We start from the raw sequence: 14298 nt of genomic DNA, 5'->3' as shown, positions 1-14298 counted from the left end.
GTCAGCCCATCAGCGTCCGATGGATGCTTTCGGCAGCGTCGCGCCCCGCGGCTACGGCCGAGACGGTGAGATCCTCGCGACTGTCGACAACACAGTCGCCACCCGCCCAGACCTTGGCCAGCGAGGTTCGGCCCTCACCATCGACTTTGATGCGGCCATTTTCCAGCGCGATGGCCTGACCGCTGCCATTCAGCGCCGCCGGTACGAAGGACTGGCCGATCGCCTTGAACACCTGATCGGCGGCAAGCCTCAGCGTTTCGCCGGTGCCGACAAGCTTGTCACCCTTCATCGCGGTGTATTCGAGCTCGATGGCGATCGCCTTGCCGCCATCGGCGATGACCTTTTTCGGCTGCAGCCAATGGCGGATGGTGACGCCGTTGGCAGCCGCTAGGTCCTGTTCGAACTCCGAGGCGTTCATGTGCTCTTTGCCGCGGCGATAGCAGATCGTCACCTCCTCCGCGCCGAGCAGCTTCGACTGCACGGCGGCGTCCACCGCCGTCATGCCGCCGCCGATGACCACGACGCGGCGGCCGACCGGCAAGCTGCCGAGGTCGCTCGCCTGCCGCAATTCGGCGATGAAGTCGACCGCGTTGGCAACGCCGTCTTGATCCTCGCCTTCGGCTCGCAGCGCATTGACGCCACCCAATCCCATGCCGAGGAACACGGCGTCGTATTTCTTGGTCAGCTCGGAAAGCTGATAGTCACGGCCCAGAGCCTTGCCATTCTCGATGGCAATACCGCCGATCGCCGTCACGTAGTCGACTTCGGCCTGGGCGAAATTGTCGACGCTTTTGTATGCGGCGATGCCGTATTCATTGAGACCACCCGATTTCGGCCTGGCCTCGAGCACGGTCACGTCATGGCCATGACGAGCGAGCCGATGCGCTGCCGCAAGCCCGGCAGGCCCGGCTCCAACGACGGCGACTTTCTTGCCCGTCGACTTGGCGCGGTTGTAGAACTGCTTGCCCTCGCCCATCGCCACATCCGTGGCGTAACGTTGCAAACGACCGATCTGCACGGGTTTGCCCTCGGCGGTTTCGCGTACGCAGACTTCCTCGCACAGCGTCTCGGTCGGGCAGACGCGGGCACACATGCCGCCAAGGATATTCTGGTCGAAGATGGTCTTGGCCGAACCAAGTGCATTGCCGGTTGCGATCTGCCGGATGAACATCGGAATGTCGATGGACGTCGGGCAGGCCTGCATGCAGGGCGCGTCGTAGCAGAAATAGCAGCGATCGGATTCGACAAGCGCTTCGTGATGGTCAAGTGGCGGATGCAAATCAGAAAAATTGTCGGCATAGGCTTCGGCCGACAGCCGGCCGCCGGCTATGCCTTCCTTGAAATGACCTGTCGTCATTCCTGTTCCCCATTATTGTGGTTTTGAGGAAGGCTAGCACGTTTTGTTTTTTTATCAATTGGTCAATTTTCGAGTTAAGCACCTGAAAAACCTCGAAAATAACATGACTTTTATTGTCATGATTTAACCGGGATCTTTGCTGCACTGCAGAAATTTACCGGCCGCTGTCGAAATAGCGCCCGTGTCATCGTCTTATAATCGCCGGCAGCAAATCATGGTCCAATCACCGGCGTGAATAGCCGCGAAACAGGGGAGAATGACATGCCTAGTCCTGCGAAATCCTTCTTCTGGTATGAGCTGATGACGACCGACCTTGATGCTGCGGAGGCTTTCTATACCGCTGTGGTCGGCTGGCGCGCGGAACCGTTCGACAAGGCGCCCGGATCGCCACGCTACATTGTCGTCAACGCAGGCGATCGCGGCGTCGGTGGTTTGATGACGCTACCGGAAGAAGCCGCCAAGATGGGCGTTCCGACGGCGTGGATGGGCTATTTCCCAACCAAGGATATCGATGCTTCGGTGGATGCATTGCAGAAGGCGGGCGGCACCGTGCATCGCCCGGTCGACGATATTCCGGGCGTTGGCCGTTTCGCCGTGGTCGCCGACCCGCAAGGTGCGGCTTTCATGTTCCTTGAGCCGAACGGTCCCGACCAGCCACCGGTCCCGCTGAACACCCCGGGTCATGTCGGCTGGCATGAACTTTACACGACCGACTGGCAGCAAGCCTTCGACTTTTATTCCGGTCAGTTCGGCTGGGTGAAGGACGAGCCCTTCGACATGGGCCCTATGGGCATCTACCAGCCCTTTGTCGTCGACGGCGTGGTCAACGGCGGCATGATGAACAAACCGGAACAGATTCCGGTTCCCGTCTGGCTGTTCTACTTCAACGTCACCGACATCGACGCCGCCGCCAAGCGCGTGACCGACAACGGCGGCAAGGTCGTCATGGGCCCGATGGAAGTGCCCAACGGCCAATGGATCGTGCAATGCACCGACCCGCAGGGCGCCTATTTCGCGCTCCTGGCGCCGACGCGCTGAGCGGCAACTACAGGAAGAGGCGTCGCGCCTCTTCCTGGCAGACAGCATCTACCCGCGCAATCTTTCCTGATTGCCATCGAACAGCGGCACGGGCTGCATGCGGGCAGCATGGCGACGGCCGAGATACTCGATCTCGAAGCCGTCGCTTTCGTCCGCGATCTCTTTCGGCACATAGCCCATCGCCACGGACACACCGGAATGGTGGGCGTAGCCGCCGGAAGTCACCCATCCACGCACGGCACCACCATGCCATATCGGCTCGTCGCCGATCACGTCGGCATCCACGGAATCGACAACAAAACTGCGCAGCCTCAACTTGCCGCCGGAAGCGCGCTCGGCGACAGCCGCTTTCTTGCCGATGAAATCCGCGGGTTTCGAATAGGCGACGAAGCGATCAAGTCCAGCTTCCAGCGGCCCATAGATCGGCCGGTATTCACGCGCCCACGAGCCGTAGTTCTTTTCCAGCCGCAGCGCATTGAGGGCTCGCGAACCGAACAGGCCGATCCCGAACGCCTCGCCGGCCGCCATCAGGGTTTCGAAGACATGGCGCTGATATTCCGGCGCCATCCAGATCTCGTAGCCGAGATCGCCAGTGTAACTGACGCGACCGACAAGACACGGCGCCATGCCGATATCGAGCGGCCTGATGTCCATGAATCTGAGGGCTGTAGCCGACACATCGGCATGGGTGACCTTGGCCAGGACCTCCCGCGCGTGAGGCCCGGCAATCGACAGCCCGACACGGCTCAGCCCAAGAGGCTCTATCTTCACCGAGCCGTCGGCGGGCAGATGACGCTCGAACCAGCGCATATGATATTGCTCGGCCACGCCCGAACCGGCAATGAACCATTCCGCGTCACCGTCCCGGCCCAGGCCGAGATTGGCGAGCGAAAAATCGCCTATCAGCTTACCATCTTCCTTCAGCATCGGAGCAAGGGTCATGCGACCTGCCGCAGGCAATTTGCACGCGAGCAGCCCATCGAGCCATGCCTCGGCTCCAGCGCCGGCTACCCGGTATTTGGCAAAGGAGGAAATCTCGGAAAGACCAACACGTTCGCGCGCCGTCTTCACCTCGGCAGAGACATGCTCGAAGTCTGTCGACCGCCGCCAGGAGAATTCATCACGCACGCCCTCCGGCGCATACCAGAGCGGCACTTCCAGCCCATAGGCGGAGCCGAACTGGGCGCCACGTGCCGCAAGCTGATCGTAGATCGGCGTCGTCTTCAGCCGGCGCCCTGCCGGCAGTTCCTCATTGGGAAAGCGAATGGAGAAACGACGCGAATAGTTCTCGCGCACCTTGGCGTTGGTATAGGTCATCGAAGCCCAGTCGCCGTAGCGCGCGACATCCATGGCAAAGATGTCGGCGCCGGGATCGCCATGCATCATCCAGTTCGACAGTGCCAGGCCGACGCCGCCGCCCTGGCTGAACCCTGCCATGACGCCACAGGCGACCCAGAAGCCCGGCAGCCCACGCACCGGACCGACGAGCGGATTGCCATCCGGCGCGAAGGTGAAGGGGCCGTTGATGATCTGCTTGATGCCCGTGTGCTGGAAGGCCGGGAAATGCCTGAAGCCGACCTCCAGCGACGGCGCGATACGGTCGATGTCCGGCTCCAACAGTTCGTGACCGAAATCCCACGGCGTTGCCTGTTCCGACCAGGGTTTGCCGGCCTTCTCGTAGGTGCCCATCAACATGCCGCCGCGCTCCTGGCGCAGGTAGAGTTCACCGTCGAAGTCGACCGCATGCATGATCTCGGTGCCGGTTCTCTTGTTCCAGGCTGCGACCTCGGGCATGTCCTCGGTGATGAGATACATGTGCTCCATGGCGAGCACGGGCAGTTCCAGCCCGACCATCCGGCCGACTTCACGCGCCCACAAGCCACCGGCATTGACGACATGCTCGGCCACCACCTCGCCCTTGTTGGTGATGATGCGCCACATGCCGTCCGGCTGGCGCGCGATGTCCTCGACCTTGGTGAAACGTTCGATCTCCGCCCCGTGCTTGCGCGCCGCTTTGGCATAGGCATGGGTGACGCCGGAAGGATCCAGGTGACCATCCTCCTTGTTATGGATGGCGCCGACGAACTGACCGGGATCGATCAGCGGCATCAATTCAGCCGCTTCCCGAGGCGAGATTTCCTCAAGCTCGATGCCGAGATAACGCCCCTTCGCCACCATGTTGCGCAGCCAATCCATGCGTGCCTCGGTGGCAGCGAGGAAAACGCCGCCGGTCAGATGCACGCCGGTCGCCTGCCCGGACAGCTCCTCGATCTCCTTGTAGAGACTGATCGTGTATTTCTGCAGCTTGGCAACGTTCGGATCGCCATTGATCGTGTGCATGCCGCCAGCCGCATGCCAGGTCGAGCCGGACGTGAGCTCGTCGCGTTCAAGAAGCACGACATCGGTCCAGCCGGCGCGCGCGAGATGAAACAGCACCGAGCAGCCGACGACGCCGCCCCCGATGACCACGACCCTTGCATGCGACTTCATTGTTCTTCCCGATAATTCAATAGGTTGGACGAGCTTTGAGATTCTCGGCAAGAGGCCGTTGATTCAATTTCACAAGCCGGCACTGGACCATCACGGCTCCCCGGCTCCGATCCCTTCCTTGCGCTTCGCCACATAGGCTTCCAGCGCTTCGCGTCGGGCTGCGTCCATCGGAGGCTGTACATATTCCGTCAGCGCCTTCTTCCACAGCCTGGTTGCGCGTTGCGTTGCATCGAGAGCGCCGGCTTCGGTCCAGGCCTCGTAGTTTTGCCAATTGGACAGCGGCGGCTGGTAGAAGGCAGTGGCATAGCGTTCCAGCGTGTGCGGTTCGCCGAAGAAATGCCCACCGGTTGGCACGCCTGCCAGTGCATCCAGCGCCAGCTCACCATCGTCAACAACGATGGGACGCAGGAATTCCATCATGTGCTGGATCATCTCGATATCGATGATGAACTTCTCGTACGAGGCGGTCAGCCCGCCCTCCTGCCAGCCCGCCGCATGGTAGACAAGGTTGCCGTGGCCAAGCACGGCACCCCACAGTGCCATCAGCGTCTCATAGGCCCCTTGTGCATCGGCCGCATTGGAGGCCGAACCCGGCGTGGTGCGATAGGGCAGATTGTATCGCCGCGCCAACTGCCCCGAAGCGATGTTGGCCTTGGTGTTTTCCGGTGTGCCGAAGGCCGGCGCGCCAGAGCGCATGTCGACATTGGAGGTGAATGCGCCGTACACGACCGGACAGCCCGGCCGCACCAGTTGCGCGAGCGTTATCCCGAACAAGGCCTCGGCGTTCTGCTGTGCAAGAGCTCCGGCCAACGTCACAGGGCTCATCGCGCCCATCAGGGTGAAGGGGGTTACGCAGACGGATTGGCCGAACTCGGCCATCGTCATCAATCCTTCCGCCATCATCTCGTCGAAGCGCCGCGGTGAATTGACCGAGATGACGGTGCCCACGCCGGGGTCGGCGGTGATCTCATCCAGTGAAAGCCCCCGCGCGATCGCCGCCATCGTGATGCCGTCCCGCGCCCTGCCCCCACCGATAGCCGAAACATGGAAAGGTTTGTCGGTCAGCGTGAGATTGGCGAAATAGGTATCGAGATGGCGCGTGTTGGCCGGCAATTCGATCGGCGCACAGACCTGGTTGCCCAGCATGTGAATGCAGTTGAAGTGCTGCGCGAGGCTGACCAACTCACGATAATCATTGAGATTGCCGGCGCGCCGACCGCGTTCGAAATCGTGCACATTGGGAGGCCCGGCGACCAGCGTGAAGTTGATGACATTGCCGCCGAACGTCAGCTGCCGGGCTGGGTTGCGCGATGCCAGCGTATAGGACGAAGGCGCCGTCTCGAGCGCTTCGGCGATCAGCCCCCGATCAAGGCGCACCGTCATGGTATCGTGATCGACATCCGCACCGGCGCTTTGAAAGAGCGCGAGCGCGCGGCGATTCATCAGCTCGATGCCGAGGTTTTCCAGGATATGCAGCGATGCCTGATGGATCGCTTCGACCTGATCGGCGGAAAGCAGCGCCATCGGTGGATAGGGATTTTCCACTCGGCGCGGTGGCAGTTGCGGGATCGGGACCCCGGCTTTGGAAAGGACGCGTCCGGCGCTGCGTCTGGCGCGAAGTGCGGTCATGGCGGCATCAGAGCGCCGTTCGGCTCATCTCACTATCAGGAATACGTCATTTCCGGACGAGATTTTATCTTCAGCGTCACCAATGCACTTTCAATAAAATAAAAGCGACACATCTTGTCGAAAAAATAGCAGTGGCGCGCTTTGCCTCGCATCCGCCAAACAGGTTAAGAAGTACCGCAAGACTCCTTTTATGATTTGCGACTAATGCTCTCGCCATGCGTGCGTACAGTTTTAGTCGAGTTTTAGCGATCGGTGTCGTGCTGGTGCTAGGGGCCTGTGCGACAGCGCCGAACCGCATCAACGATGTGTGCGCCGTTTTCGACCAGCGCGATGGCTGGTTCAATGACTGGCGCTCCGTGGCTGAGCGCACGCAACGGAAATACGGCATTCCGATGCATGTGCTGATGGCGACGGTGCGCAAGGAATCCGGCTTCAAGAGCAACGCCCGCCCGCCGCGCACCAAGCTTCTCGGCTTCATTCCGTGGACTCGGGTCTCGAGCGCCTACGGCTATTCCCAGGCCCTCGACGGCACCTGGAGCCAGTACCGACGCGAAAGCGGCAACTTCACCGCGAGCCGCACCAGTTTTGCCGATGCCGTCGATTTCGTCGGCTGGTATCACACCAAGACCGTCGATACCTACGGCGTGGCGCGCGACGACACCTACAATCTCTACCTCGCCTATTATCTCGGCTGGGGCGGCTACAAGCGCGGCGACTGGCGCGGCAACAGTGGCATTCAGCGCTATGCGCGCGACACCGCGGCCATGGCCGACCGCTACCGCGGCCAATTGCAAAGCTGTCGCTAAGCCGGGTGATCCGCAAGAGCAATTCCAGGAATTGCGTAAAAACAAAGAGTTAGAGCGTTTCCATGAAAAACGGAACGCTCTGAAGGAAGCAACTATCTGGGCTTTCTGCCGAACACCCGCACATATTCCTCTTCGCCGCCGTCGGCCAAGGCCTGGGCCTGCTTCACCCAATCATCGCGTTCGGAACGTCCCAGTAGCATCAGGCGCTTGTCGATCCACTCACGCTCGGTATCGGACCAGCCGGCGATCTGGGCGAAGCGATAGACACCGAAGTCGTTGAGAGCGATCTCGATCTGCGGTCCAATGCCGACGATCAGCTTGAGATCGTCCGGCTCGGCAGGTCGCGCTATGCCGGCTGGCCGACCGACATCGGCGGGATCGATCGGCTTCGGCGGTTCTACAGGCACCGAAGCAACATTCTTGTTTCTTGGGGTTTTCACCGCCTTGACGGCCGCGGTCTTCGCCTTGGCGCTCTTTGCTGGGCTGGCCTTTTTCGATGCTTCAGCCGCAGCCTTGGAGGAGGCTTTCCCGGTCACGGTTTTTTTTGCAGCAACCACTTCCACCGGGGGTTCAACCGCCTGGGTCTTCTTCGCCGTCTTGACGGGCTTGCTGGCAGCGGCGGTCTTGCGCACTCGCTTGCCCGCACCGGTTGCGGAGGCATGATCTGCGTCGATCACCGCTGCCGCATCATCTGGAACGCCTTCGAGCGCCGCATGCTCCTTGTCGAAGCGGATCACCGGTTCCATGGTCGCCAGAACCTCATCGGAGAGCCAGCACAGCGACCTGTGGCCATCGCCAAGGTCCTTCAGCGGCGGCACTTCCTTCTCGCAGCGGCCATCGGGCACAAGATGTTTGTAGCGGCAGCGTGTCTGGAACGGGCATCCGGTCGGCGGATTCATGGCCGAGGGAATGTCGCCCTCCAGCACGATATGCTTCTTCACCACCGAGGTGTCGGCGATCGGGATCGCCGACAACAGCGCTTCCGTATAGGGGTGATAGGGCGGCGAGAATATCTGATCGGTCGTGCCCTGCTCCACGATATGGCCGAGATACATGACGACGACACGGTCGGCGATATAGCGCACCACCGACAGATCGTGGCTGATGAAGAGCATCGTCGTCTTGTTCTTGCGCTGGATATCCATCAACAGTTCGGTGACGGCCGCCTGCACCGAAACGTCGAGCGCCGATACCGGTTCGTCCGCCACGACCACCTTGGCCGAACCCGCAAAGGCTCGCGCCACGCCAATGCGCTGTTTCTGTCCGCCGGAGAGCTGCCGTGGCTTGCGCTCGGCAAAGGCCCTCGGCAGCTTCACGAGGTCGAGCAGTTCCAGCATGCGCTGCTTGCGATCGGCAACCGTCTTGCCGACCTTGAACTTTTCCAGTGTCCGGATGATCTGGGAGCCAACCGTGTGGCTGGGATTCAGCGTGTCGAATGGATTCTGGAACACCATCTGGATGGCGGAAACCGTGTCGACATTACGCTTCTCGATGCCGGTGGACTGGATTTCGCTGTTGCCGAGCGTCACCTTGCCAGAGCTTGCGGTCTCCAATCCGAGCAAGACCTTGGCCAGCGTCGACTTTCCGCAGCCGCTTTCGCCGACGATGGCGACGGTCTCGCTTTCACGCGCTTCGAAGCTGATCGTCTCGTTGGCCTTGACCGTGCGGCCTTCACCGCCGCCGAACACTCCGCCGGCGCCGACATGATAGTATTTCTTCAAATCGTCGATCTTGAGCACGGGGGCGCCGGGCTTGACCGGTTCCGCGGCTTTCTTGGCGCCTGGTGGCAGTGCCGTCCAGTCGATCTCGTTGAAGCGCACGCAACGCGAGAAATGCCCTTCGTGGCCTTCGACATCGATCATCGGGATTTCGGCGGCGTTGCACACACCTTCGACGAAGTGGTGGCAGCGCGGTCCGAAATTGCAGCCCTTCGGACGCTCGTGCGGCAGCGGCAATTGGCCGGGAATGGCGATGAGGGGCCGTTCATTCTTGTCGGCACCGGGCAACGGGATCGAACGGAACAGTCCCTGCGTATAGGGATGCCGCATGCGGTCGAACACGTCCTCGATCTTGCCTGTTTCAACCGCCTCGCCCGAATACATCACCGTGATCTTGTCGCAGGTTTCCAGGATCAGTCCGAGATTGTGCGACACGAAGATCATCGACGTGCCGAACCGCTGGCCGAGTCCCTTCACCAGTTCGACGATGCCGGCTTCCACCGTCACGTCGAGCGCGGTGGTCGGTTCGTCGAGCAAAAGCAGCGCCGGCTTCGACAAAAGCGCCATGGCAATGACGATGCGCTGCTGCTGGCCGCCGGAAAGCTGGTGCGGATAGGAGCGCATCATGCGCTCCGGATCAGGCAGCTTTACCGCGCGCACCATCTCAAGCGAGCGCTGGTAGGCCTCGTCCTTCGACACCTTGTCGTGGATGAGAGGCACTTCCATCAATTGCTGGCCGATCTTCATGGCCGGGTTCAGCGAGGCCATCGGCTCCTGATAGATCATGGCGATCTTGTTGCCGCGGATGGAGCGAAGCTCCTCCTCGGTCATCTCGCCCATGTCCTTGCCCTGGAACTTGATCCGCCCGCCGACGATCCTGCCGACATTGGACAGGTCGCGCATGATGCCGAGCGACACGGTCGACTTGCCGCAACCGCTCTCGCCGACGATGCCCATGGCTTCTCCCGGCATCACCGTGCAGGAAAAATCCATGACCGCCGGTATCTCCCCCTTACGGGTGAAGAACGAAATCGAGAGATTCTCGATCTCGATGATCGGCTGGGCATTGGCTGTGTTCGTGGCTTTTACGGCTTCGTTCATGGCGTCGCCCTCCACTAGTCTTTCATTGATTGTTCACGCAGCGAGTCGGCGAGCAGGTTCAATCCCAGCACGAACGACATCAGCGCGATCGTCGGCGGCAATGCGGGGTGGATGAAGGAGCGCAGCAGGCGGCTGGCGTCCTTGATCGCGGTTCCCCAGTCCGGGCTTTCCGGCGCGAGACCGAGACCGAAGTAACCCAACGTACCGAGCAGGATGGTGGTGTAGCCGATGCGCAGGCATGCATCGACGATCAGCGGTCCGCGCGCATTGGGCAGGATTTCCCATAGCATGATGTACCAGGGCGTCTCGCCACGCGTCTGGGCTGCCGCCACGTAGTCGCGCGTCTTGATGTCCATGGTGAGGCCACGAACGATACGGAACACACCGGGCGAAGACGCGAACACCACCGCCACGAAGATATTGAGCTGGTTAGGGTCGATGTGCACGATCCTGAGTGGATCGGCATCGAATACCAGGCCGATATAGATCCAGCCGCCGAGCACCAGCGTCAGCCCAAGCAGCAGGTAGAGCCGATCAGGTCGGTTCTTGTAACGTGTCCAGAATAGCGTGCAGAAGAAGATGATCGGGAACAGGAAGAACAGTCCCGCCATCCCATAGGGGATCGGCGTGTCCATGATGCCCGGCGTGACGAGCAGGTAGAACAGCAGGATCACCGGGAAGGCCAAAACCAGGTTGGCCAGGAACGACAGCACGGTATCGATCTTGCCACCATAGTAACCAGCCGGCAGGCCGAGAGTGATACCGACCATCAGCGCGAAACCGGTAGCAGCAGGTGCAATGATCAGCACGATCTGGCTGCCATAGACCATGCGCGAGAAGATATCGCGCGCGAGCTTGTCGCCACCGAACAGGAACACGCCCTTGGAGGCAGGCTCGATGGCTCCGGGCAGCGCGTCCTTCATCACCGGGATCTGGGCGAGTGGATCGAAAGGAGCGACAGTCGAGGCGAAGATCGCCGTGAACAGCCAGAACAGGCAGATAACGACACCAGCTATGCCGACACTGCTGTCGAAGAGTTGGCCATAGAGGCCAAGCCGTTTCTTGTAGGCGAAGCTGGCGCCCAGCACGATGGCCAGCGCCAGCCATACCGGCCAGAACCGCACAAGCACGCCGACGATGATGTTGAAGGCACCGATATATTCGATCTGCATCGCTCGCCCTCCCTACTGCACACGGATGCGCGGATTGAGATATGCATAGCCGACATCCGAGATCAGCTGGGTGATCAGCACGATGAACACCGAGACCAGCGAGCAGCCAAGCAGAAGGTCGATGTCATTGTTGCCGGCAGCCTCCACCAGCGTGTAGCCGAAGCCCTGATAGCGGAACATCGTCTCGACGATGACGACGCCGGTCAGCAGCCACGGAAACTGCAGCATGATGACGGTGAATGGCGCGATCAGTGCGTTGCGCAGTGCGTGCTTCATGACCACGCTGGAGAAGGACAGGCCTTTCAGGCGCGCGGTGCGGATGTACTGCTGCGTCATCACCTCGACCATCGACGCCCGCGTCATGCGTGCGATGTAGCCAATGCCGTAGATCGCAAGCGTGATCACCGGCAGCGTGAAATTGTAGAAAGTGATGCCTTGCGCCGCTGACGCCGCAGAACCGTTCAGCCAGCCGAGCCAGGACGCGAAGATCACGGTAAAGATGACGCCCGAGACATATTCAGGCGTGGCTGTTGTCGCGATGGACGCCACTGACAATACACGGTCCGTGCGCGAGCCCTCTCGCATGCCGGCCAGGATGCCTATGAGCAGCGACACCGGTACCATCACCACCAGCACCCAGAACATCAGGATGCCTGTTGCGCGCAGCGCTGGAAACAGTTTGGCGGCAACCGTGGTCTTGAATTTGGTCGAGCAGCCGAAATTGCCTTGCAGCACGCCGGAGTAAGCCGGCTCGACCGGATCGTTGCAGAACGAGAAACGCTGGGAAGCCTTACCGGTCGCAGGATCGACCATTGGCTCCATCTTGAGAACGCCCAGCCAATGCCCATAACGAACAAAGAAATTCTGCCGGTAGCCATGGTTGACCAACCAGCTTTCCAACTGTTCTGGCGGCGTGTGCATCTCGGTCTGGCTGATCGCCAGCTTCTTCAGATTCGGTTCGAGATTCACCAGAAAGAAAACGACCAGCGTCAGGCACAGCATGGTCAAAAGAATCGTGCCGATGCGTCTGGCTATAAATGAGAGCATTGCGTCCCCCTGCCGGCCGGGTTGGGGTCAGAAGCGATCAACCCTGTGTCAAAAATCTTTTGTGATTTAAGGCCGTCGCGACAAGGGGCGCCGCGCCGGCGATGCCACGGGGGCGGAAGATTGGTATCTCCCGTCCCCGTCGAACAATCAATCAAGCCTGCTCGAGCCAGACCTTGCCGAAGTCGTGCTCGTAGGTGGGGTGCATCGAGTGGTTCTTCACCTCGGGCTTGATGTTGATGTAGAGCTTGCGCCAGTAGGGCTGAATGATGATGCCGGAATCCTGCAGCGTCTGCTCGATATCCTTCATCACGCCCTTGCGCTTCTCGGCATCCGCGATCGAAAGCGCCTCATTCACCTTCTTGTCGAAATCCGGGTTGGCATAGGCCGTTTCGTTCCAGGCTTCGCCGGTGCGATAGGCAATGGCGATCACCTGGATACCCAGCGGGCGCATGTTCCAGTTGGTTTCCGAGAAGGGATATTTCGTCCAGTCGTTCCAGAAGGTCGAGCTCGGCAGGACCGTGCGCTTCACCTTGATGCCAGCCTCGCGCAACTGCGCTGCAATCGCGTCGGTGGTGTTCTTGTGATAGTCCTCGTCGTTGCTGATCAGCTCATGCTCGAAGTCGAGAGCGCCGGCGTCCTGCAGCATCTGCTTGGCCTTGGCCGGATCGCGCTTGATCTTGGGCAGTTCCACATATTCCGGATGGATCGGCGCAACGTGGTGGTTCTCGGCAACCGTGCCGGCATTGCCGTAGCCGAGCTGCAAAACGATCGCGTTGTCGACGGCCAGGCACATCGCCTGACGCACCTTCTGGTCGTCATAGGGCTTCGCCTTGACGTTGAAGCGGGAGCACACGGTGGCGGCCGTCACCACTTCCGAGGCTGGCGCACCGACATCGGCGATGATCTTGATGTAGTCGGCAGTCGTCTCGTGGTTGGTGTGCACCTCGCCCGATTCGAAAGCCGCGACGGTGGCAGCCGGGTCGGTGCCGTAGTCGATGAATTCGACGCCATCGAGCAGTGCCTCGCCACCCCACCATTTGCCGGTTTCGCGGCGCTTGTAAACGACCTTCTGGCCGACATCGTAGGAGACGAGCTCGAACGGACCGGTGCCGATCGGGCAATTCTTGAAGTTGGCGCCCTTTTCATCGAACGTCTTGTGCACGACGAGTGCAGGATAGTCGGTCATGTTGGCGATGATGGCGATGTCCGGCGTGGTCAGCTTCAGCTTGACCGTCATGTCGTCGACTTTCTCGACCGAGCCTTCGCGCAGTTTCTTGGTCTTCTCGTCGACCAGGCTGCCGAGACGGCCCGGCATCGAGTTACCTTCCGCGGCCTTGTCGGCCCAGCGGGTCAAATTGTAGATCACGTCGTCGGCCGTGAACTTGTCGCCATTGTTCCACTCAACGCCCGGACGCACATGGAGCGTATACTCCGTGGCATCGTCGTTGATTTCCCACTTCTCAAGCAGATACGGTTCGAACGTGTATTCCTTAGTGTATTTCACCAGCGGCTCCAGCGCCTGGCGTTCGGCATTGGAGATTTCTGACCAGTCTGCGGTGCGCGGATCCTTGGGATCCTTGATGTTCATCGCGACCTTCAGGACACCGCCCTTCTTCGGCGTCTCCTGAGCCTGGGCAGGCGTCGGCGCGGCTATGCCCAACAGGCCGTACGCCATGGCAGTCGAAGCACCGAAGATGCTCGCCATGGCCAGGAACTCGCGACGGTCGATGCCACCGGCCTTGGCCTCTTCGGCCATCGCCAGGATATGATCCGGAACGCGATCGCCATTGCTTTCATAAATTGTCATGACTAGCTCCCATTATTGGCTTTTCGCCTTTTAACATTCCGCACCTGACCGCCGTTGTCAAAGAACGATCAGTGTGAGAACTCGCAGCAAGAGTGCAACTTTGAAATGGGAGCAACTGGCGCAATAGCGACAA

Annotated in this window: 8 protein-coding genes and 1 pseudogene; 2 read left to right on the top strand and 7 right to left on the bottom strand. The window is 60.6% G+C overall.

Annotation, left to right across the window (positions count from 1 at the left end; genetic code table 11):
* Position 1: 1 nt before the first annotated feature.
* On the bottom strand, positions 2–1357 hold the full coding sequence (locus tag ACFWXH_RS09505; RefSeq protein WP_379119588.1) for an NAD(P)-dependent oxidoreductase: 1356 nt from the start codon (positions 1355–1357) through the stop codon (positions 2–4).
* 261 nt (positions 1358–1618) lie between these two features.
* Between ACFWXH_RS09505 and ACFWXH_RS09500 the strand changes: the two genes are divergently transcribed.
* The gene (locus ACFWXH_RS09500) at positions 1619–2395 is read left to right on the top strand and encodes a VOC family protein (RefSeq protein ID WP_379119586.1); all 777 of its coding nucleotides are present in this window, start codon (positions 1619–1621) and stop codon (positions 2393–2395) included.
* Positions 2396–2443: 48 nt separating this feature from the next.
* On the opposite strand, the gene ACFWXH_RS09495 is transcribed toward ACFWXH_RS09500, so the two are convergent.
* Complete coding sequence (locus tag ACFWXH_RS09495; protein WP_379119584.1) at positions 2444–4885, bottom strand: FAD-dependent oxidoreductase; 2442 nt, start codon at positions 4883–4885, stop codon at positions 2444–2446.
* 90 nt (positions 4886–4975) lie between these two features.
* Entirely contained in the window at positions 4976–6514 is a 1539-nt protein-coding gene (locus tag ACFWXH_RS09490) for a trimethylamine methyltransferase family protein (RefSeq protein ID WP_379119582.1), read from the bottom strand.
* Between the two features lie 215 nt (positions 6515–6729).
* Here ACFWXH_RS09490 and ACFWXH_RS09485 point away from each other — a divergent pair, with 215 nt between their 5' ends.
* The gene (locus ACFWXH_RS09485; protein ID WP_379119580.1) at positions 6730–7320 is read left to right on the top strand and encodes a hypothetical protein; all 591 of its coding nucleotides are present in this window, start codon (positions 6730–6732) and stop codon (positions 7318–7320) included.
* A 683-nt stretch (positions 7321–8003) separates the two neighbouring features.
* Here ACFWXH_RS09485 and ACFWXH_RS09480 read toward each other — a convergent pair.
* From ACFWXH_RS09480 to ACFWXH_RS09465, 4 genes and pseudogenes are all read right to left on the bottom strand, one after another.
* Positions 8004–10139, bottom strand: a pseudogene (locus tag ACFWXH_RS09480) (dipeptide ABC transporter ATP-binding protein); the annotation flags it as partial.
* 14 nt (positions 10140–10153) lie between these two features.
* Entirely contained in the window at positions 10154–11311 is a 1158-nt protein-coding gene (locus tag ACFWXH_RS09475) for an ABC transporter permease (protein ID WP_379119578.1), read from the bottom strand.
* Between the two features lie 12 nt (positions 11312–11323).
* Entirely contained in the window at positions 11324–12358 is a 1035-nt protein-coding gene (locus tag ACFWXH_RS09470; protein WP_379119576.1) for an ABC transporter permease, read from the bottom strand.
* A gap of 151 nt (positions 12359–12509) precedes the next feature.
* Positions 12510–14165, bottom strand: a complete 1656-nt coding sequence (locus ACFWXH_RS09465; RefSeq protein ID WP_379119574.1) for an ABC transporter substrate-binding protein — start codon at positions 14163–14165, stop codon at positions 12510–12512.
* Positions 14166–14298: the final 133 nt, after the last annotated feature.

The sequence above is a fragment of the Mesorhizobium sp. NPDC059054 genome (assembly GCF_042739215.1).
Classification (GTDB): Bacteria; Pseudomonadota; Alphaproteobacteria; order Rhizobiales; family Rhizobiaceae; genus Mesorhizobium.
Note: the sequence above shows the minus strand (reverse complement) of the source record. Positions and strands in the feature narration are given on the sequence as shown.

What these genes read in the sequence shown, in the direction of transcription:
- ACFWXH_RS09495 (WP_379119584.1), bottom strand. Translation starts at nt 4,885, where the DNA reads ATGAAGTCGCATGCAAGGGTCGTGGTCATCGGGGGCGGCGTCGTCGGC.
- ACFWXH_RS09470 (WP_379119576.1), bottom strand. Translation starts at nt 12,358, where the DNA reads ATGCTCTCATTTATAGCCAGACGCATCGGCACGATTCTTTTGACCATG.
- ACFWXH_RS09475 (WP_379119578.1), bottom strand. Translation starts at nt 11,311, where the DNA reads ATGCAGATCGAATATATCGGTGCCTTCAACATCATCGTCGGCGTGCTT.
- ACFWXH_RS09485 (WP_379119580.1), top strand. Translation starts at nt 6,730, where the DNA reads ATGCGTGCGTACAGTTTTAGTCGAGTTTTAGCGATCGGTGTCGTGCTG.
- ACFWXH_RS09505 (WP_379119588.1), bottom strand. Translation starts at nt 1,357, where the DNA reads ATGACGACAGGTCATTTCAAGGAAGGCATAGCCGGCGGCCGGCTGTCG.
- ACFWXH_RS09465 (WP_379119574.1), bottom strand. Translation starts at nt 14,165, where the DNA reads ATGACAATTTATGAAAGCAATGGCGATCGCGTTCCGGATCATATCCTG.
- ACFWXH_RS09500 (WP_379119586.1), top strand. Translation starts at nt 1,619, where the DNA reads ATGCCTAGTCCTGCGAAATCCTTCTTCTGGTATGAGCTGATGACGACC.
- ACFWXH_RS09490 (WP_379119582.1), bottom strand. Translation starts at nt 6,514, where the DNA reads ATGACCGCACTTCGCGCCAGACGCAGCGCCGGACGCGTCCTTTCCAAA.